Annotated in this window: 19 protein-coding genes; 11 read left to right on the top strand and 8 right to left on the bottom strand. The window is 63.2% G+C overall.

The features are described 5' to 3' along the window. Positions 1-59: 59 nt before the first annotated feature. Together P3C39_RS00225 and P3C39_RS00220 are read left to right on the top strand one after the other, a co-directional pair. A complete protein-coding gene (locus P3C39_RS00225; RefSeq protein ID WP_013529942.1) occupies positions 60-1,232 on the top strand; it encodes an MFS transporter in 1,173 nt (390 codons plus the stop codon). 86 nt (positions 1,233-1,318) lie between these two features. Continuing rightward, positions 1,319-2,374 carry a succinylglutamate desuccinylase/aspartoacylase family protein gene (locus P3C39_RS00220; protein ID WP_275952415.1) on the top strand — a complete coding sequence of 352 codons (1,056 nt, stop codon included), beginning with the start codon at positions 1,319-1,321 and terminating at the stop codon, positions 2,372-2,374. 1 nt (position 2,375) lies between these two features. Here P3C39_RS00220 and P3C39_RS00215 read toward each other — a convergent pair whose 3' ends face one another. Further along, positions 2,376-3,146, bottom strand: a complete 771-nt coding sequence (locus tag P3C39_RS00215; RefSeq protein WP_275952414.1) for an isocitrate lyase/phosphoenolpyruvate mutase family protein — start codon at positions 3,144-3,146, stop codon at positions 2,376-2,378. Positions 3,147-3,465: 319 nt separating this feature from the next. Here P3C39_RS00215 and P3C39_RS00210 point away from each other — a divergent pair, with 319 nt between their 5' ends. Both P3C39_RS00210 and P3C39_RS00205 read left to right on the top strand, forming a co-directional pair. After that, positions 3,466-5,655, top strand: a complete 2,190-nt coding sequence (locus P3C39_RS00210) for an anthranilate synthase (protein ID WP_275952413.1) — start codon at positions 3,466-3,468, stop codon at positions 5,653-5,655. A gap of 5 nt (positions 5,656-5,660) precedes the next feature. Beyond that, the gene (locus P3C39_RS00205) at positions 5,661-6,608 is read left to right on the top strand and encodes a cation diffusion facilitator family transporter (RefSeq protein ID WP_013529938.1); all 948 of its coding nucleotides are present in this window, start codon (positions 5,661-5,663) and stop codon (positions 6,606-6,608) included. A 6-nt stretch (positions 6,609-6,614) separates the two neighbouring features. On the opposite strand, the gene P3C39_RS00200 is transcribed toward P3C39_RS00205, so the two are convergent. The 3 genes from P3C39_RS00200 to P3C39_RS00190 all read right to left on the bottom strand — a co-directional run bounded on the left by P3C39_RS00200 (position 6,615) and on the right by P3C39_RS00190 (position 8,428). Further along, complete coding sequence (locus P3C39_RS00200) at positions 6,615-7,001, bottom strand: type II toxin-antitoxin system VapC family toxin (RefSeq protein ID WP_275952412.1); 387 nt, start codon at positions 6,999-7,001, stop codon at positions 6,615-6,617. Continuing rightward, a complete protein-coding gene (vapB, locus tag P3C39_RS00195; protein ID WP_023760667.1) occupies positions 6,998-7,243 on the bottom strand; it encodes a type II toxin-antitoxin system VapB family antitoxin in 246 nt (81 codons plus the stop codon). The genes P3C39_RS00200 and vapB overlap by 4 nt, the downstream gene beginning before the upstream one ends. A 66-nt stretch (positions 7,244-7,309) precedes the next feature. Beyond that, positions 7,310-8,428, bottom strand: a complete 1,119-nt coding sequence (locus P3C39_RS00190; protein WP_275952411.1) for a hypothetical protein — start codon at positions 8,426-8,428, stop codon at positions 7,310-7,312. Positions 8,429-8,530: 102 nt separating this feature from the next. Here P3C39_RS00190 and P3C39_RS00185 point away from each other — a divergent pair, with 102 nt between their 5' ends. From P3C39_RS00185 to P3C39_RS00165, 5 genes are all read left to right on the top strand, one after another. Then, positions 8,531-8,968, top strand: coding sequence for a DsrE family protein (locus tag P3C39_RS00185; protein ID WP_013529935.1), 438 nt, complete (start codon positions 8,531-8,533; stop codon positions 8,966-8,968). Between the two features lie 125 nt (positions 8,969-9,093). Further along, the gene (locus P3C39_RS00180) at positions 9,094-9,873 is read left to right on the top strand and encodes an SDR family oxidoreductase (RefSeq protein ID WP_013529934.1); all 780 of its coding nucleotides are present in this window, start codon (positions 9,094-9,096) and stop codon (positions 9,871-9,873) included. 63 nt (positions 9,874-9,936) lie between these two features. Beyond that, complete coding sequence (locus P3C39_RS00175) at positions 9,937-10,245, top strand: putative quinol monooxygenase (protein ID WP_013529933.1); 309 nt, start codon at positions 9,937-9,939, stop codon at positions 10,243-10,245. Between the two features lie 28 nt (positions 10,246-10,273). After that, positions 10,274-10,519 carry a type II toxin-antitoxin system prevent-host-death family antitoxin gene (locus P3C39_RS00170; protein ID WP_275952410.1) on the top strand — a complete coding sequence of 82 codons (246 nt, stop codon included), beginning with the start codon at positions 10,274-10,276 and terminating at the stop codon, positions 10,517-10,519. Between the two features lie 91 nt (positions 10,520-10,610). Then, positions 10,611-11,714, top strand: a complete 1,104-nt coding sequence (locus P3C39_RS00165) for an AbrB family transcriptional regulator (RefSeq protein ID WP_275952409.1) — start codon at positions 10,611-10,613, stop codon at positions 11,712-11,714. Positions 11,715-11,721: 7 nt separating this feature from the next. Here P3C39_RS00165 and P3C39_RS00160 read toward each other — a convergent pair whose 3' ends face one another. Continuing rightward, positions 11,722-12,801, bottom strand: coding sequence for a siderophore-interacting protein (locus tag P3C39_RS00160; protein ID WP_275952408.1), 1,080 nt, complete (start codon positions 12,799-12,801; stop codon positions 11,722-11,724). Positions 12,802-12,924: 123 nt separating this feature from the next. After that, positions 12,925-13,809 carry a LysR family transcriptional regulator gene (locus P3C39_RS00155; RefSeq protein ID WP_013529929.1) on the bottom strand — a complete coding sequence of 295 codons (885 nt, stop codon included), beginning with the start codon at positions 13,807-13,809 and terminating at the stop codon, positions 12,925-12,927. A gap of 147 nt (positions 13,810-13,956) precedes the next feature. On the opposite strand from P3C39_RS00155, the gene P3C39_RS00150 reads away from it, so the two are divergent. Then, entirely contained in the window at positions 13,957-15,492 is a 1,536-nt protein-coding gene (locus tag P3C39_RS00150; protein WP_064994765.1) for an MFS transporter, read from the top strand. Between the two features lie 23 nt (positions 15,493-15,515). Here the strand turns inward: P3C39_RS00150 and P3C39_RS00145 are convergent, their stop codons facing one another. Continuing rightward, positions 15,516-16,292: an esterase family protein gene (locus tag P3C39_RS00145; protein WP_275952407.1), complete on the bottom strand. Its 777-nt coding sequence runs from the start codon at positions 16,290-16,292 to the stop codon at positions 15,516-15,518. Positions 16,293-16,296: 4 nt separating this feature from the next. Then, on the bottom strand, positions 16,297-17,463 hold the full coding sequence (locus tag P3C39_RS00140) for an ATP-grasp domain-containing protein (protein ID WP_275952406.1): 1,167 nt from the start codon (positions 17,461-17,463) through the stop codon (positions 16,297-16,299). Positions 17,464-18,289: 826 nt separating this feature from the next. On the opposite strand from P3C39_RS00140, the gene leuA reads away from it, so the two are divergent. Further along, a complete protein-coding gene (gene leuA / locus P3C39_RS00135; protein ID WP_032899463.1) occupies positions 18,290-20,029 on the top strand; it encodes a 2-isopropylmalate synthase in 1,740 nt (579 codons plus the stop codon). Positions 20,030-20,132 lie beyond the last annotated feature (103 nt).

Raw genomic sequence — 20,132 nt, 5'->3', positions numbered from 1 at the left:
TGCGCACGGTGGCGTGCTTCGCGCAGTCTGGAATTGAACCGATTCAGTCTGGACGCACCATGCCCTTGCCGATCCTTGCGCTTGCCATTGCGTCCTTCTGCATCGGCACCACCGAATTCGTCATCATGGGCTTGCTGCCTGAGGTCGCCGCCGACCTCGGCGTGTCGATCCCCGCGGCGGGCCTGCTGGTTACCGGATATGCGCTGGGCGTCGTCTTCGGCGCCCCGATCGTCGCCATGGCCACTGCGCATTTGCCGCGCAAGCCGGTGCTGGTCGGGCTGGCCGTGCTGTTCGTCGTCGGCAATCTGTTTTGCGCCATCTCGCCCAACTACTGGACGCTGATGGCCGCGCGCGTCTTCACCGCTTTCGGCCACGGCGCCTTCTTCGGCATCGGCTCGGTCGTTGCCGCCAGCCTGGTGCCGCGCAACAAGCGCGCCAGCGCTATCGCGCTGATGTTCGCCGGGCTGACGCTGTCCAACATCCTGGGTGTTCCCGCCGGAACCGCACTTGGCGAAGCGTTCGGCTGGCGCTCCACCTTCGTTGCCGTGGTCGGTATCGGCCTGATCTCGGTGGCAGCGATCGCCTGGTTGGTGCCGTCCGATGTCGCCGAGCCAAGCGGTGGCGGCCTGCGCGGCGAGCTGCGCGTGCTGGGCAAGCTGCAGGTCTGGCTGGCCATGCTGATCGCGGCGCTGACCTCCGCAAGCCTGTTCACCGTCTTCACCTACATCAAACCCTACCTCACCGAGGTATCGGGCTTGTCGACCTCGGCAGTCACGTGGGTTCTGCTGCTGTTCGGCGCGGGCATGACCATCGGCAACATCATCGGCGGCAGACTGGCCGACTGGAAACTGATGCCGACAGTGATCGGCACCCTGCTGCTGATGGCCCTGCTTTTCGTTGGATTCAGGCAGTTCGGCGCAATCGCCAGCGTTGCCATCGGCATCGTCTTCCTGTGGGGCCTGCTCATCTTCGTCGTCGTGCCGCCGTTGCAGATCCGGGTCGTCGAGGCGGCCTCCGAGGGACCGAACCTTGCCGCCACGCTGAACCAGGGCGCCTTCAATATCGGCAATGCCAGCGGCGCCTGGATAGGCGGCGTGGCCCTGTCCGCCGGTGTTTCCTATGCCAATTTGCCGCTGGTCGGCGCAGCACTCGCTCTTTTGGCGGTCACCGTCGCTGTGCTGTCGCAGGCGCTGGACCGGCGCGCGCCGGTCATCCCGCTTCCGGCTGAATAGTCTCTTGCGCCCATAGCGCGGCAGGCTGGACCAATCGACATCGGCGCCTTCAAATCGCATGTCTCTCGCTCCTGATGGAGGAAGTCATGCAGAAATCGATCGAACGCATCGCCGGCGAAAGCGAAGGGGTTTCCTACGAATTCCCGCTGTTCCGCTTCACTGGTTCCGACAAGGCTGCTCCTTCGGCCTATCTGCAGGCGGCACTCCATGCCGGCGAGTTGCCGGGTGTCGTCGCCATCGACGCGCTGATGCCGATGCTTGCCAGGGCGGAGGCCGAAGGCCGCATCAAGGGCAACCTCACCATCGTGCCCTGGGCCAACCCGATCGGCCGGGCGCAATATCATTTCGGCGAGCATCAGGGCCGCTTCCATCTCGGCACGCGCACCAATTTCAACCGCGGCTTTCCGCTGCTAACGGCGCCCGACACAGCGCTCTTGCCCGACATTACCCTTGGCAGCGTCGACCAGCGGCTGAAGACGCGGCTGGTGCAGCTGTCGCTCGGCCACGACATCATGCTCGACCTGCACTGCGATGACGAGGGCCTCGCCTATCTCTACGTCCACACCAGCCTGTGGCCTGGTATGGCCGATTGCGCCGCGGCCATGGGCGTCGACGCGGTCGTGCTGTGGAGTGAAGACACTGACGGCACCTTCGAGGGCGCCTCGATCATGCCCTATCAGAACGTCCCCGCCGATGTGGCCAAGCTCGACCGTCGCGTCGCCACCACCGTCGAATATCGCGGCATCCTCGATGTCGACGGTGCCTTGGCCGCCGCCGACGCCGACGGCCTCTACCGGCTGCTGGTGGCGCGCGGCGTGATCGCCGACAGCGCCCTGCCCGCGCCGGGTCCTTTCACCGGCTTCGTGGCGCCATTGGAAAACATCGACATGATGCCGGCGCCACGGGCCGGTGCCGTGCTCTACGACGTGAAGCCCGGCGACCGCGTCGCCAAGGGCGCGCGCCTCGCCACCATCGTCCATGCACCGGGTGAAGCCGATGGCCGCACCGAAGTGTTCGCACCGCAGGACGGCATCATCCTGACCCGCCGCTCGCGCCGCATCATCCGCGCCGGCGAAGATCTTCTGAAGCTGGTCGGCGACAGGAAGAGCACTGATGCCCGGTCGGGAACGCTGGAGGACTGACTTAGCCCGAAATAGCCAGTCGCGCTTTCGCCTCCAGCCATTCGGACATCTGCCGGTAAGGCATCGGGCCGTGACTGATGCGGGCGACACCCAGTTCCGCCAGCCGCTGGCGCGGCGGCACATGCGCCAGCGCAATGATGTTGACCGGCAACGCAATTGCCTTGCAGAGCGTCTCGATCAGGCCTTCGTCGCCAAGGCCCGGCGCAAAGAAGCCGTGCGCGCCGGCTTTTTCGAAGGCCTGTGCGCGCTCGATGGCCTGGTCGAGCAGAACGTCATCATGCGCATCCGGTTTCGCCTTGAGGAAGATGTCGGTTCGAGCGTTGATGAATGCCGGTATGCCGGAAGCCTTGACGGCCGCCGCCGCGGCTTCGATGCGCTTTGCCTGCACGGAAATGTCATGCAGGCCGCTGCCACCGACAATCTGATCCTCGAAATTGAAACCGATAGCGCCGGCCCGCAGCGCCAACGTCACCGTGCGAGCGACGATTTCCGGGTCAACGCCGTAGCCGCCCTCGAGGTCCATGGTCACCGGCAGGCCGACCGACCCGACGATGCGCTTGATGTTGTCGAGCGCCAGTTCCAGCGGGATTTTCTCGCCATCGGCGTAGCCGAACGCGGCCGCGACCGGCCAGCTTCCGGTGGCGATCGCCTTGGCACCCGCTTTCTCGATGATCTTGGCCGAACCCGGATCCCAGGCATTGTAGAGGACGACCGGGTTGCCCTTGACGTGGAGGGAATGAAACGTCCGCGCGCGCTCGATCTGCTCGGTCATGGTTATTTTCCCGTCTTCCTGCTGTTGGATGAGCACTCTAAGCAGCACTGTCGGCTCTGGCGATGTGCCATGAGCCTGAGAAGCGGCGGCCAACGAACAGACTTTCAAACCTGTTGCGCATCCTTCTTTTCGCAGCTATGGATTTCGCCATGAATATGCGTTCGATCAAGACCATTTGGTGGTGGGCCTGCTGACAGCGGCCTGTTCGAACACGTGCGCGTGAATAGAGAGGGTGGCCGCAACGGAAAGTCCGGGCGGCCATTTGTTTTTTCCAAGCCATTCCCGGGTCCGTTGCCCCAAGAAGCTGATGGAGACGGCAATGACGATGAAGGTTCTGGAAAACGGCGCGGAAAGTTTCGTGACCGCGGGTGGCATCACCATCACCCGCGCGCGCCACGACCGGCCGTATGCGGGCGCGATCGACGCTTACGTCGACGGCCTGAATTCGCGCCGCGGCGCGGTGTTTTCCTCCAACTATGAATATCCCGGCCGCTACACGCGCTGGGACACCGCCATCATCGACCCGCCTCTGGTTATCTCCGCGCGCGGCCGCGCCATGCGTATCGAGGCGCTCAACGGCCGTGGCGAGGTGTTGTTGCCGGTCATCGGCAAGGAGCTGGATAGCTTGGCCGATATCACCATCGCCGAGACATCGAAAAGGCTCATCCGTCTCGACGTCGCCAAGCCCGGCCGTGTCTTCACGGAAGAAGAGCGCAGCCGCGTTCCTTCGGTGTTCACGGTGCTGCGCGCCATCACCGCTCTGTTCAAGACCGAGGAAGACGCCAATCTAGGTCTCTACGGCGCTTTCGGCTACGATCTCGCCTTCCAGTTCGACCCGGTAGACTACAAGCTCGAACGCAAGCCAAGCCAGCGCGACCTGGTGCTGTTCCTGCCTGACGAGATCCTGGTCGTCGACCATTATTCGGCCAAGGCATGGACCGACCGCTACGACTATGCCGGCGAGGGTTTTTCGACCGAAGGGCTGCCGCGCGACGAAATCTCCGAGCCGTTCAAGAGCCCCGACCGCATCCCGCCGCGCGGCGACCATGAACCCGGCGAATACGCCGACCTGGTGCGCAAAGCGATGGATTCGTTCAAGCGCGGCGACCTGTTCGAGGTCGTGCCGGGCCAGATGTTCTACGAGCGCTGCGAGACGCAGCCGTCCGAGATTTCGCGCAAGCTGAAGGCCATCAATCCGTCGCCCTATTCCTTCTTCATCAATCTGGGCGAAGGTGAATATCTGATCGGCGCCTCGCCCGAAATGTTCGTGCGCGTCAACGGCCGCCGCGTCGAGACCTGCCCGATCTCGGGCACCATCAAGCGCGGCGACGACGCAATTTCCGACTCAGAGCAGATCCTGAAACTGCTCAACTCGAAGAAAGACGAATCCGAGCTGACCATGTGCTCGGACGTCGACCGCAACGACAAGTCGCGGGTCTGCGAGCCGGGTTCGGTGCGCGTCATCGGCCGGCGCCAGATCGAGATGTATTCGCGCCTGATCCATACGGTCGACCACATCGAAGGCAGGCTGCGCGAAGGCATGGATGCCTTCGATGCCTTCCTGTCGCATGCCTGGGCGGTCACCGTCACCGGCGCGCCGAAGCTATGGGCCATGCGCTTTATCGAGCAGAACGAGAAGAGCCCGCGCGCCTGGTATGGCGGCGCGATCGGCATGGTCAATTTCAACGGCGACATGAACACCGGCCTGACGCTCCGCACCATCCGTATCAAGGACGGCATTGCCGAAGTGCGCGCCGGCGCCACATTGCTGTTCGACAGCATTCCCGAGGAAGAAGAAGCCGAAACCGAACTGAAGGCATCCGCCATGCTCTCCGCCATCCGCGACGCCAAGACAGGCAATTCCGCCAGCACCGAGCGCACCACCGCGCGCGTCGGCGACGGCGTCAACATCCTGCTGGTCGACCACGAGGACAGTTTCGTCCACACGCTGGCCAATTATTTTCGCCAGACCGGCGCCAACGTCTCGACCGTTCGCTCGCCGGTGCCTGAGGAAGTCTTCGACCGGCTGAAACCCGACCTCGTCGTGCTGTCGCCCGGCCCCGGCACGCCGAAGGACTTCGATTGCGCCGCAACCATCAAGAAGGCGCGCGCCCGCGAACTGCCGATCTTCGGCGTCTGCCTTGGCTTGCAGGCATTGGCCGAGGCCTATGGCGGCGAACTGCGGCAGCTGCACATACCGATGCACGGCAAGCCGTCGCGCATCCGCGTCTCCAAGCCCGGCATCATCTTCTCCGGCCTGCCCAAGGAAGTCACCGTCGGCCGCTACCACTCGATCTTTGCCGATCCGGTGCGGCTGCCCGACGATTTCATCGTCACGGCCGAGACCGAGGACGGCGTCATCATGGCCTTCGAGCACCGCAAGGAGCCGATCGCCGCAGTGCAATTCCACCCGGAATCGATCATGACGCTCGGGCACAATGCCGGCATGCGCATCATCGAGAACATCGTCGCCCACCTGCCGCGCAAGGCCAAGGAAAAGGCCGCCTGACGATCATGGCCGAAGCCGAGAACACGATGGCGATCGCGGCCAAGGCGGCCGCGAAGCGCAAGGTCGCGAACCTCGCCTTCTGGTCGATTATCGTCGCCTTTGTCGTGCTCGCGCTGAAAGCTGCCGCCTGGTACGTCACCGGCTCAGTCGCACTCTATTCGGACGCACTGGAATCGATCGTCAACGTCATCGCCTCGGTCGCCGCCTTCTGGGCGATCCAGATCAGCCACAAGCCGGCCGACCAGGATCATCCCTTCGGCCATCACAAGGCCGAGTATTTCTCGGCAGTGCTGGAAGGCGTGTTGATCGTGCTTGCCGCGCTATTGATCCTCAACGAGGTCTGGCGCTCCTGGCAGACTCCGTCACCCTTGGAACAGCCTTGGGAAGGTCTTGCGGTCAACGGCGTTGCCACGATTATCAACGCCTTCTGGGCCTGGACGCTGATCCGCGCCGGCAGGGCGGAGAAATCACCGGCACTGGTCGCCGACGGCAACCACATCATGACCGACGTGGTGACCTCGATCGGGGTCTTCGGCGGCCTGGTCGGGGCGATCCTGACCGGCTGGCAGATCCTCGACCCCGCACTTGCCGTCCTCGTGGCGCTGAACATCTTGTGGCAGGGCTGGCATGTCATCGGCTCGTCGATGAACGGGCTGATGGACCGCGCCGTCGACACCCAGGAGCACATGCGCATCCGCGACGTCATCTCGGCTAACTGCAAGGGCGCGCTTGAAGTGCACGACCTCAAGACGCGCATCGCCGGCCGCGCCACCTTCATCGAGTTTCATCTGGTCGTCGACGCAGACATGTCGGTCGGCGCCAGCCATGTCATCTGCGACCGCATCGAGGACGCGCTGAAGGCCGAAATCCCCTCGGTGCGCGTCACCATCCATGTCGAGCCCGACGACGAGGCCAAGCTGCCCAAGGGCACGACGGCCGTGCCGTTCGCATGAGGCGGTTCACCAGGTCTCGATTGAGAGATCTTTGATCCGCTCGAATTCCCGGACATTACGGGTCATCAGCGTAAGGTTCCGAGCGCGCGCTTGCCCACCGATCAACGCATCGTAGGGACCGATCGGAGTTCCTAACGTCGCAAGCTTTGCCCGAATCTCCCCAGCATGTCTTGCGTCTTCTCGGTCGAATTCGAGCACCGGGAACTGCAGAGCTTCGATGCGCGCCAAATTTTCAGCCCTTCGCTGGCTCTTTTCAGCACCATAGTGCAGTTCGTGCGCGACGATCGCAGAGAGGGCATAGTCCTGCGGCCTGTGCCGTTTTAGCAGCGCCAACAGACCCGCGTCGCCCTTGATGACCGCGATGACGGCATTGGTGTCGAGCAGGTAGATCACTTGAAAACGTCATCCAAGGCAGGTCGATCCTGCCCGTCTTGACGTTCGAGCGCCGCCTCGGCGAAATCGTTATCAAGCGGTCCGATCACTTGGTCTAGCCACGCCCAGTCCTGCGCAAGCGGTTCCAGAATGACGGTTTGCCCGTGACGGCGGATCGAAACCTCATCTGTTTCGAAACGGAACTCCTTGGGCAGACGCACAGCTTGTGACCGGCCCGACCAGAACACTTTCGCCTTGTCCATCATGCTATCCTCAAATGAGATATAGCAAAGATATATCCCTTCATGGCGACGTAGACAAGTCCGAGCTCAGGGCGAGCAGGCCGATTGCGGCATTGGCTTCAGCCGATAGACCTTGTCGTCGGATTTCGTCTTTCCGGCGTCCGCCTTCGAACACAGGTCGACGATTGCAAGCGCGCTGTTTGGGTTGGCCAGCATCATCGTGCCGTTGGCGCCACGCTTGAGGAAAATCTCCTTCTGCGCGATGTCGCAGGAGAAATCGCTCATCTTCGTGCTGGCCGCGCAGCGCCACTGGTCGGCTTCGCCCTGGCAGGAATAGGTCTGCGTCACCTTAGCCGATTTCTGCCGTGTGGTGACGGTAACGGCAATGTCGGCGCCGTCTGGCCAATTGGCAGTGTCACCGCCCGAGGCGAAGGACGCCAGTTCTACCTTGCCGCGGAAAACCCGGATCGACTGGGTGAGTTGATCGGGGTGCGAGCCGAGATGCGCTGCATCGTAGTCGCGCCCGTAGCAGAACGCCTGGTCCGGCTTCAGCCGCTCGCGTAGCGGAGCTCCGAGCGCAGCGGCGACTGGATCGATGCGCGCGAACTCCGCCTGACAGGTCGCTGCCGGCATCGGGTCGAGGCGGAAATTGTCATCCTCCGAGCCGAGCGCCCGCCTGTCATATTCCGCTGCGCCAAGCTCCTCTTCTGATCCGGCATCGAGATAGATGTCGGGCTGCAGATCCGAGAGGAACAGCCGACCCTTGTCATCGACCTTCAGCGACGCAAGCGTCCGGTCGCATTCCATGCCGCAATGGACCGGGCCCGTCTTGCCGTCCTCGGAAGCATGATTGCACCAGCCGCCGGCCCATTCAGGCGACTTGGCGCCGCGCACGGTGGTGGCGATGAAGGCATTGTAGGACGTGTCGGAATTCCCGGTCGGCTCCTCGTTCGGCCGGCTGACCGGATCATGGCCGTAGTAGAAGAAGATCCGCGCCACCTTCTGCTTCGGGTGCGCCTTGAGATGCGCCGCATCATAGACGCGGCCGAAACAGGCATCAGCGCCGTTCGGACTGAGTTCGGTAAGCTTCAGCGCATCGTCGGCGGAGGCCGATCCGGCAAGCGCGCCGAGCAGCACGGCGCAAAACCCGGCGCCGGCAACCGTCTTCCATTCCCCCAACCCAAACGCCCATTCCTTCAACGCCATGTGACCTCTCCTCCGCATCGAAAGGACGCAACGGCAATTTATGCTAGTATTGCGGCTGGAGTCACGCAATTCGCGGTCAGCCGCCAAGCGGAGGAGGATGCCATGCGCCGGCGCGATATGTTCCGCACGGTTCTTGCCGGAACCGGAACGCTTCTCGGTCTGCGGGCAGCACAGGCAGCCGCCACCGAGCCCACAAGGCAAAAAGTCGCCTACCACTTGAGCGACACCGACAAGGTCAATTTCGTGCTCGGCAACATCAAGAACCATTATGAAGGCACCGGCGGCAAGGTCGACATCGTGCTGGTCGTGCATGGTCCCGCGCTCGCGGCCTTCAAGTCGAAAGGCATATCGGCCGCGATTTCCGGGCGCTTCGCCGGCCTGGTGCAGCAGGGATTGGAACCCCACGCCTGCGCCAACACCATGCACGGCATGGACATTACACTCCCCGACCTGCTCGCCGGATTTCATGCCGCCGACAAGGGCGGCGTCGTCAAACTCGCCGAACTGCAAGGCCAGGGTTACGCCTATCTGCGTCCGTAGAGCGGTTTGTTTGACGCAAATCCCCCGGGGAAAGCGCTCACACTTTTCCTTGAATTGCTCCAAGGCTTGAACACCGGGGTGGCAAGGGCCTACGAAGGGCAGGCAGACATCCCGGAGGAAGAACCGTGCCAGCCACCACACTCAGCATACCCGATCTTGCCGGCAAGGCAGTGCTGGTTACCGGTGCATCGACCGGCATCGGGGCGGCGCTCGCGCTGGCCTATGCAGCGCAGAAATGCAAGGTGGCGCTGCATTATAACTCGAGCCGCGACGCCGCCGAGAAGCTCGGCCTGACGATTGCCGACAAGGGCGGCGAGGTGTTTCTCGTCCAGGGCGATTTCTCCGTTGCCGCCGATGTCGAGCGCGTCGTCGAGGACAGTGCGCAATATTTCGGCCGCCTCGACGGGCTGGTCAACAATGCCGGCGGCATGCTCGGCCGCATCCCCTATGCCGAGCAGACCGAGGCGCATTACGATGCGGTGATGGACCTCAACGCCCGTTCGGTGCTGACTGCTTCGCGCAAGGCGATCCCGTGGCTGAAGAAACAGGGCGGCTTCATCGTCAACACCTCGTCGATCGCCGCGCGCAATGGTGCGGGCGGCGGCGCCGGGCTTTACGGCTCGGCCAAGGCCTTCGTCTCCAATGTGACGCGTGGCATGGCCAAGGAGCTGATCGGCTTCGGCATCCGCGTCAACGCGGTGGCGCCCGGCACAATTCTCACCCCGTTCCACGAGCGCTATTCGACCGACGAGCAGATCAAGGGCATGGTCGCCACCATTCCGCAGGGACGCGCCGGCACGGCGCAGGATTGCGTCGGCGCCTATCTGTTCCTCTCTTCCGACCTTCTCAGCGGCTACATCACCGGCCAAGTGATCGAGGTGAATGGCGGCCAGTTGATGCCTTGAACGGCTATCGGCATACTGGCGATCTGCACGCTCTTGTCGAAAACCTCAAAGGGAGACAACGGAATGTACGGACTGATCGGCAAGATGCGGGCGTCGCGCGGCCAGCGCGACGCGGTCATGGACCTCCTGCGCGCCAGCACCGGCGCCCTGCCGGGCTGCCTGAGCTATATCATCGCCCGCGATCCCGCGGACGCCGACGCGATCTGGGTCACCGAAGTGTGGACCGACGCCGAAAGCCACAAGGCCTCGCTGCAGCTTCCCGAAGTCCAGGCAGCGATCGCCAAGGCGCGGCCGTTCATCGCCGGCTTCGAATTCCAGGTCGAGACCCACCCCGTCGGCGGCTTCGGCCTGGCCGACAGCAAGACGGGGTGAGTTCGATGCCAATTTTGAGGAGCAATCTTTGACGCAGACAGTAAACATTCGCGATGCGAAAGCTCATCTGTCGCGCCTTGTGAGACGTGCAGCCCAAGGCGAGTCGTTTGTTATTGCCAAAGCCGGCAAGTCGTTGGCCAGAATCGTGCCGATCGAACAGCCGACGCTGCAGGCGCGACGGGTCGGTTTTATGGCCGGCCAGTTTTCCGTCCCCGACGATTTCGACCGCATGGGTCGCAATGAGATCGAGCAACGGTTCAACGCCGGCTTGTGAGACCTGTTACTCGACACCTGGGCGGGTGAAACAATCATTTTTCTGTGAATCGCGGTTCGCATTTTTCGCCCTGCGGGTCTAAGAGCGAAACATGGATTCCTCGGCCGAGCAGCCCTCCCCGGACCTGCCCACACTCGAGCGCATGGCGCGGATGCGCAAGCTCTGGCAGTGGCTTGCCCTGCTGGTTGTTTCCTTGCTGTTTGCCGGCGCGCTGGAACTCGCCGCCCTGCCGGCGGCGCTGCTGATCGGGCCGATGCTGGCGGCCATCGTCGCCGGCACCAATGGCGCCACGGTACGCGTGCCGCGTCTTCTGTTCGGCGCCGCCCAGGCGATCGTCGGCTGCCTCGTCGCGGCGTCGATCTCGGCCGACATCTTTCCGGTCTTCACCCAGGAATGGCCGCTGTTTCTCGGCGTCGTGGTGGCCACCGTCACGGCCTCCAGCCTGCTCGGCTGGCTGATCAGCCGCTGGCGTATCCTGCCCGGCACCACCGCCGTCTGGGGCTCGTCGCCGGGTGCGGCCACCGCCATGGTGCTGATGGCAGGTGCCTTCGGCGCCGACCAGCGGCTCGTCGCTTTCATGCAATATCTGCGCGTCATCTTCGTCTCGATGACGGCGGCACTCGTTGCCAAGATGTGGGTCGACACGTCTGATGTCGAGATCCCCGCCATCATCTGGTTTCCGCCGATCGATGCCCAAGCCTTCGCCGCCACCATCGGCATCGCGGTCGTAGGCGGCCTGGGGGGAAAGTTGTGCCGACTGCCTTCGCCCTTCTTCCTCGGCACCTTTGTCTTCGGCACCGTCGTCCATCTCGGCTTGGGCGTGGAAATGCAATTGCCGCAATGGCTGCTGGCCGTCAGCTACGCCATGGTCGGCTGGTCGATCGGCCTGAACTTCACAAGGGCGATCCTGCGCCATGCGGCGCGCGCCTTGCCGCAGATCATCGCCTCGATCGTGGCCTTGATCGCCTTTTGCGGCGGCCTTGCCTTCATGATCAGCCATCTCCTGGGCATCGATCCGCTGACCGCCTATCTGGCGACCAGCCCCGGCGGCATGGACAGCATCGCCATCATCGCTGCAGCAGCGCAGAACGTCGACATCTCTTTCGTCATGGCCCTGCAATCAGCACGCTTCCTGATCGTGCTGCTGATCGGCCCGAGCGTGGCGCGGCTGGTGGCGAGAAGCGTCAGGCAATAGGCAGCGGCTAGTCCTCGCCGCCCTCGCCCACGCTGTGCGCGTCCCGGCGCCAGTAGGCCGTAACCAGGTGGCGGTCGCGCGGCAGGCCCCACTGTTTACGCACGATCTTGCGGATCTCCCGGAAGTCACCGAATTCGCAACTGGCCCAGACGTACAGGCCGTCGGCAAGCGCCATCTGATTGCGCTCACGCAAGGCGGTCGACAACAGGCCCGCGGTGCCGGCCTCGCGGCCGTGCCGGTAAAGCCAGGTGATGTCGATATTATCCCCTTGCGCCAGCGCCATCCGGTCGTCCGGCCCATCGATCTCGATCAGCGCCTCAGCGCGTGTTGACGGCGGCAGATCTTCCAGAATCCTGCCTATGGCGGGAAGTGCTGTGTCGTCGCCGAGCAGAAGCAAGGTCTGCGCCACCGGAGCGTCGCCGCCACCGGGTCCGATCATGCCGATGACATCTCCCGCCTGTGCATTTTGCGCGAAGCTGGCGGCGGGCGTCTCCTGGCCGGGGTGCAGCACGAAATCGACATCGAGCCAGCCGCTTGCGGCATCCAGCGCCCGGATCGTGTAGACCCGCACGGCAAGCGCATCGTCGCCCGAAGGCCAGACAATCAAGCCATCGGCACCGATCGACGGCCAGAGCGGCTGGCGGCCAGCCGGCGGCAGCAGCAGCCGTATGTGCAGGCCGCCATGGCTAAACCGACCGAGATCCTTACCGGCGAAGCGCAGACGCTGCATATGCGCCGAGATCCGCGTCGACGACATCACCGTGATCTCGCGGAAGAAGACCGGCATGCCGGCGTCAATGCCGTCGCCTTGCCAATGGATGCCCCTGGTCGTGCCGAGATGTTCGGCGACATGGCCGGCAACCGTCATCTTCATGTAGGACAGGCAGGTTTCGTCGGACGCCGCGACGCGGATCAGTACGCTTTCATCATCGAGCGTGGCGCTCAACGAACCATAATAGAGGCGAAGCTCCCATTGGTCGGCGACGCCGGTGTCGATCTCGAATTCGCTGTGCTCGGCGCGCAGCCGGTCCATCACCGACCTGATCGCCGCGTCGCTGATCCGGGTTTGCGCGCTCAATTGGTCCATCATTCAAGTCCTATGCAACAGTTCGGGGCAAGCGCCGCAGCGCCCCCGCGGTCAGCGGCATGCCACAGCCGCTCAAGCGCTTCCAAAAACATGACTATCACTGTCATATTATGCGATGAACGCCTAGCGCGCCGCAAGGCGATCGGGAAGGAAATCGACGAACACGCGCACCTTCGGCGACAAATGGCGGTTGGAAGGCCACAGCATCCGGAACTGGCCACGGCCGTCGACATGACCGTCGAGAACGGTACGCAGCCTGTCTTCGTGCAGCGCCTCACGCACCAGGAAATCCGGCATGCAGGCGATGCCGAGGCCGGCGATCGTGGCGCCCTTCAATGCTTCCATGTTGTTGCAGGTCAGCATCGAGCGGATCTGCGGTTCAGCGCTTCCGGTTATGAACGGCCACTCCAGCAGCCTGCCGCTGTTGAGGAAGCGGAAGTTTATGCCGAAATGCCTGATGAGATCCGCCGGCTCGCCGGGTGTGCCATGGCGCTCGAGGTAGGAGGGCGCCGCGCACAGCAGCATGCGGAAGGGCGCAACGGGTCTCGACACGAGGCGCGAATCAGGCAGCTCGCCGCTGCGGATCGCGACATCGATGCCCTCGTCGATGACGTCGACGATCCGGTCGTTGAAATCGATATCGAGCTCGATCTCGGGATAGCGGGCCATGAACTCCGACAGCACCGGCAGCAACAGATGATAGGTGACGATCGGGGTGGATATGCGCAGCCGCCCACGCGGTGTTTCCCGTGTCCGCGACAGCATCGCCTCGGCATCGTCGATGTCGTCGAGGATGCGGCGCACCCGCTCGTTGAACAGCTTGCCCTCTTCCGTCAGGCCAATGCGCCGCGTGCTGCGCTGCAGGAGCCGCACGCCGAGTTCCTGCTCGAGCCGGGCGACACTTTTGCCGACAGCGGAAGCCGAGATGCCAAGCGCCCGTCCGGCAGCGACGAAATTGCCGAATTCGGCGGTGCGGGCAAAGGCCAGGAGCCCGTTGAGACGATCCATCGTGTCATTCCATTCGAGCGTTTCAGTCCGATATACCAGGAGATATAACACCATTTTTCCGGAAATGCCGACGACCTATCTTGTCATCACGACCGGCTCCGCAATCGCGCGGCCCACCGGCGAGTGCTGTTTCAGATAGGAAAATCCATGACTTCCAGGACCACAACCGGCTCTGCCGAGAGATGGCTCGTGCTCTTGTCCGTGTGCCTTGCCGCCATGACGATGCCATTGACCTTCACCGGTCCGGCCGTCGCTCTGTCGCGCATCGCGGCCGATCTCGGCGGCAGTCCCATCGAGCTCAACTGGGTGACCAACGCCTTCATGCTGACCTTCGGCGCCACCCTGATGGCGTCGGGCGCCCTGGCCGACAACCACGGCCGCAAGCGCCTCTTCCTCGTCGGCCTCTCCCTCTATATCCTGGCATCACTGGGCGCGATGCTGGCGCCGGACATCATCTGGTTCGACATCTTCCGGGCCGTGCAGGGGATCGGCAGTGCGGCCGCCTTCGCTGGCGGCGCCTCGGCACTCGCCCAGGAATTCGAAGGGCCATTGCGGCTGCGCGCCTTCAGCTTTCTCGGCACCAGTTTCGGCATCGGCCTCGCCTTCGGCCCGATCGCGTCGGGCCTGCTTATCTCCGCATTCGGCTGGCGGTCGATCTTTCTTCTGGTTGCGGCACTCGCGATTGCCGCCGCCATGCTCGGCCTGCGCACCATCAGGGAATCGCGCGACCCGGATGCGACGGGCCTCGACTGGGCGGGAGCCGGCACCTTCACGATCGCGCTGGCGTCGCTGACCTATGGCGTGCTCCAGGCGCCGCAGAGCGGCTGGGCTGATCCCCTCGTCGTCACGCTTCTGGCCGCTTCTATCATCTGTTTTGTCGCCTTCGTCGTTGTCGAGCGGCAAGCACAACGGCCGATGCTCGATCTCACGCTGTTTGCCTACCCCCGCTTCGTCGGCGTCCAGTTCCTGGCTGCGGCACCCGCTTACGCCTTCGTCGTCCTGCTCGTCCTGTTGCCGATCCGTTTCATCGGCATCGAAGGGATGAACGAGATCAAGGCCGGGCAATTGATGATCTGCCTCTCAGGTCCGCTGCTGATCCTGCCGATGCTCGCCGGCCAGCTGGCGCGCTGGATCGCACCGGCCACCATCTGCGGCGTCGGCCTGCTCGTCGCTGCCGCCGGGCTTGTCTGGCTGAGCCTGACACCACCGGTCGATAGTGCGCTGATGGCGCCGCTGATGCTGATCGGCGTCGGCATCGCTCTGCCCTGGGGATTGATGGACGGGCTTGCGGTCAGCGTCGTGCCGAGGGAGCGCGCCGGCATGGCGGTCGGCATCTTCAACACCACCCGCGTCGCCTGCGAGGGTGTGGCGCTGGCGATCGTCATGGCGACGCTTTCCGGCTTTGCCGCCGCGCAGCTCGCCGCACAAGGAATGGCATCTTCGACGGACGCAGCGGCGGCAGCCCAGTTGCTGGTGACCGGCAATCTCGGCGAAGCAGCACAACATCTGCCCCAAGCCGGAGCCATTGTTCTGGTCCAGGCCTACGAGACGGCGTTCGACAGGCTGCTGATCGTGTTGGCGGCGATCACCGTCGTCACCGCCCTTGTCGTCTTCCTTGGCCTGCGTCGCGTATCGGCTTCGGAGCGCGAAACCGCCGCCCTGCCGGCATGCCAGGAAGGGTAGCCGTCAGCGGACGGGCCTCGCTATCAATCCAGCCTGTGCATCAGGTCCTCATCCAGCCAACGGCCGAAGAAATAGACCAGTTGCTTGTGCCACCACGGCCAGTCGTGGCTGACATCGCCGCCCCAGTAATCGACCCAGGCGGGAATGGATTTGTCGCGCAGGATCTGTTCCAACCTGCGCGTCTCGACCAGCATCCGCTCTTCCCACGCGCCCTGCCCGCAGCAGAAGATCAGCCTGAGCGTCTTCAGCCGGGCCAGCAGTTTGGGATCGACGATGCCGGGCAGATAGTCGAGTGGCGAGTTGTAGAAGATGTCGCCCTCGAGCGCTCTGCCGAAAAAATCGCGCGCCGAATAGACGCCCGACAGCGCGATGACGCCGCTGGTGAGTTCGGGAAAGCGGAAGACGAAGTTCGAGGAGTGATAGCCGCCCATCGAACAGCCCGAGAACAGCGGCTTCAGCTTGCGCCCGCCATTGGCCTGCTCGGCCGTGGACAGGAAGTCCGGCAGCGCTTCCTCGCGCACATAGCGGAAATAGGCCTCGTGGCGGGCAATGCGATGGGCCGCGTCGGCATGCTTGTCGAAGAAGGATTCCGAATCGACGCCGTCGACCGTGAACAGCTGGATGCGGCCGGTGTCGATGAATTCGGCCAGTGCGCCCACCCCGCCGGAATCCTCGAACTGGTAGAACCGGCCCTGCGAGGTCGGAAACACCACCACCGGCCGGCCGGCATGGCCGTAGCGCTTGTATTCCATGTCGCGGCCGAGCTGGCTCGAGAAATTCTTGTGATAGGAAATGTCCATCGCCTCACGCCTTTTCCGCGTGGATGTACGCGACTGCTTCGCGCAGCGCTGCTTCGTCTTTCGAGCGCATCTGGTAGGCGTAATTTCCCATGGCGCGGCTGAAAACCTCTTCGATGGCCTGATGGTGGACGATCTTGTCGCGGTGCGCGGCTAGCACGTCCTCATGGCTGTGCAAATAGTGGAGGCGTCGCTTGCGGCTGGCATAGGCGGTGAAATATTTGCCCTCGTAAGGGCCGCCGGCGGCATCCCTGACCACCATGTCGGCCCACGCCGCATAGACATCGATGTCGAACGTATAGTTGATCGCATCGGTCATCCAGGCGCCGGGCGGGCGCATGTTGACCTCCAGCGCGATGACACGGTCGTCCTTGGTCTCGAACAGCTCGATGTGGAAGAAGCGTTCACGCACGTCGAATGCTTTCAGGATCTTTCGACCGGCCTCCTCGACCGCCGGGTTGATCCTGGGAAAGCAGGTATAGCTCATGTGGCGGTCCTTGTTGACCACCTCCATGACGCTCTGGTCGTAGCGGTGGCTGGCCGCCAGCACCACCTCGCCGTCGCGGTTGACCAGCCCGTCATAGGTCACCACCAGCCCCTCGATGAACTGCTCCATGACGAAGGTCACGTCCTCGGGCTTGTCCCGGAAGAACTGGTCGAGCTCCTTGGCGTTGGAGATATTGAAGGTGTTCGATGCGCCGGAACCGCTGTCGGGCTTGACCACCACCGGATAGCCGACGCGCCGGATAAAGGTCATGGCCCCGGCGTGGTCGGAACATTTGCGTTGCGCGATGGTGTCGACGCCGCTCTTGCGGAAGAAGGCACGCATGCGGCTCTTGCGCTTCAGGTTCTTCACGAAATCGAGCTTGGTGCCGTAGATGTTGAAATCGGTGCGGATGTTGGCTTCCAGCTCCAGCCAGTGTTCGTTGAGCGATTCGAAGCGGTCGATGCGGCCCCACTTGTGGATGAAATGCCCCATTGCCCGGAACACCGGATCATAGTCCTCCATGTCGGCGACACGGTAGTACTCGCTGAGCGCCGCCTTCAGCTTTGCGTCGAGCGCGTCATAGGGCGCGTCGCCGATACCGAGCACCCTGGCCCCGGCCTTCTTCAAACGGTCGCAGAAATCCGCGCCATTGGCGGGAAAATGCGGCGAGAAGAACACGAAATTCATGGACGACCCCTCCCGGCGACTGGACATCGCAACCCGTCGCCCAAGTCTGGCCCATTTGCCGCGCCTGGGGAAGAGCACGCGCGTCGGGGTGCCGCCCGTCTCAACCAGCCGGCAGACAAATCGGACAACTCATCTGCTGCCTAATCCGGACGACTGCTTACGACACGGCCTGCCGAACTCAGCTGAACAAAGGCCTGGCGGCGGCAGTCAGTTCGGCGGTGTTGGCAGCTTTTGTGCCGAAAGTTTTTTAATGATAGGAATTTTTTCTTGACTCCCTGCCCTCAGCTAAGGTACATTTTCATCCATGGTGCTGATTTGCGCCAGTGACCCGCCGCACAGGCGGGTTTTTCGTTTGACGCTTCGTCGGCCAACGCGCCGGCAAAGGCTCCGAAGCCCGTTAACCCGGATTCGTTGTCCTGCACGGCCTGCGGCCCGCTTCATCCCCCAGCCTCCATTCGCTGGCGATAAAACCGGACAACTCACGTGCTACCTAATCCGGACAACTCATGTGCTTACGACACGGCCCGCGGCCCACTTGCCTCCCACAAGCCGCTCCTGTAAGAGAACCGCCATGAACACGCGCGCCAGCAACGCTTCCCGTCCGACCGGTTTTTCCGGCGAGACCGTGCGCGCGCTGGCTTCGACCCTGCTTCTTCTCGGCCTTATCGGCGATCGCCGGGTTCGCTGAAGGAGCGCCCGGCGGTCGAACCGCCGCGCAAGCGCATGCTCCTTGGCAATCACATCAAGCGAACGAAATTCTGGTAAAGGCGCCGCTCGCCATCAATCCACCTGAAGGTGGATCCATGAGCCGCCGGGAGAAACGACGATGAACGCACGAGAAGAGATCCGCTCCGATGCCGCGGTAGCCGACACGGATTCGGCCAAAGGCATGCCCGACGCAGCCCGCAAATATCAGCCCTATCCGACCGTCGGTCTCACCGATCGCACCTGGCCCTCGAAGGTTATCGACAAGGCGCCGATCTGGTGCTCGGTCGACCTGCGCGACGGAAACCAGGCGCTGATCGATCCTATGGGCCATGAGCGCAAGGCACGCATGTTCGGCCTGCTGCTCGACATGGGCTTCAAGGAGATCGAGATCGGCTTCCCGTCGGCCTCGCAGACCGATTTCGACTTTGCCCGCTGGTGCATCGAGGAAGGCAACGTACCCGCCGATGTCTCGCTGCAGGTGCTGGTGCAGTGCCGGCCGGAGCTGATCACCCGCACCTTCGAGGCGCTGAAGGGCGCCACCAACCCGATCGTCCATTTCTACAATTCGACCAGCGAATTGCAGCGTCGCGTCGTCTTCGAGAAGGACGTCGGCGGCATCAAGCGGATCGCCACCGACGCCGCCAAGATGATCACCGACATGGCGGCCAAGGCCGGCGGAGGCTTTCGTTTCGAGTATTCGCCGGAAAGCTTTACCGGCACCGAGCTGGAAGTTGCGCTGGAGATCTGCAACGCCGTCACCGAGATCGTCAGGCCGACCGCTGACAACAAGCTGATCATCAACCTGCCCTCGACGGTCGAGATGTCGACACCCAACATCTATGCCGATCGCATCGAGTGGATGTGCCGCAACCTCGACAACCGGGAGAACCTGCTGGTCTCGCTGCATCCGCACAATGACCGCGGCACCGGCATCGCCACCACCGAGCTCGGCCTGATGGCCGGCGCCGACCGTGTCGAAGGCACGCTGTTCGGCAATGGCGAGCGCACCGGCAATGTCGACATCGTCACGCTGGCGCTGAACATGTACACGCAAGGTGTCGATCCGTTGATCGACTGCTCCGACATCAACCGGATGAAGGACGTCTATGAATATTCGAACCAGTTGAAGATCCCCGAGCGCCACCCCTATGTCGGCGAACTCGTCTACACCGCCTTTTCCGGTTCGCACCAGGATGCCATCAACAAGGGCATGAAGGCGCTGAAGAAGGCCAATACGAGCCTGTGGGAAGTGCCCTATCTGCCGATCGACCCGGCCGATGTCGGACGCAGCTACGAAGCCATCATCCGCATCAATTCGCAGTCCGGCAAGGGCGGCATCGCCTATGTGCTGCAGGCCGATTACGGCCTCAATTTGCCGCGCAACCTGCAGATCGAGTTCAGCCAGGAAATCCAGGCGATCACCGATGCCGAGGGCAAGGAAGTGCCGGCCAGGCGCATCTACGAGCGCTTTCTCGAGACCTATGTCGACCAGCCCGGCGCGCGGCTGAAATTCCTCGATCACCACACCTATCCCAGCACCGAGATCAAGGGCCGGCGCGTCGTCGAGGCGGTCATCCTCGACAACGGCAAGGAACTGACGATATCGGGCACAGGCACCGGCCCGATCGACGGCTTCGTCGATGCGCTGTCACGTCATCTCGGTGTCGAGATGTCGGTGCTCGACTATTCCGAACACTCGATGCAGCGCGGCTCGAACGCGTCGGCCATTTCCTATGTCGAGATGGAATATCCCGGCGGCAAGCTGTTCGGCGCAGGCATCAACACCAACATCGTCGCCGCCTCGCTGGAAGCAGTGATGTCCGCCGCCAACCGTATCGTCGGCAAAAAAGCCGGCTGACGCCCGACGGGAACAAAGATCGGAACCGTCCCAATCTGGTGATCGGTTCCGACCTTTCGGGCCGTTAACCACCGCGGAATTATCCGGTGGGTACGTGATCGCA

Origin of the sequence: Mesorhizobium sp. XAP4 (assembly GCF_029269325.1) — a bacterium.
GTDB classification, from domain to species: Bacteria; Pseudomonadota; Alphaproteobacteria; order Rhizobiales; family Rhizobiaceae; genus Mesorhizobium; species Mesorhizobium ciceri.
This window is presented reverse-complemented; position numbering and strand designations above follow the sequence as displayed.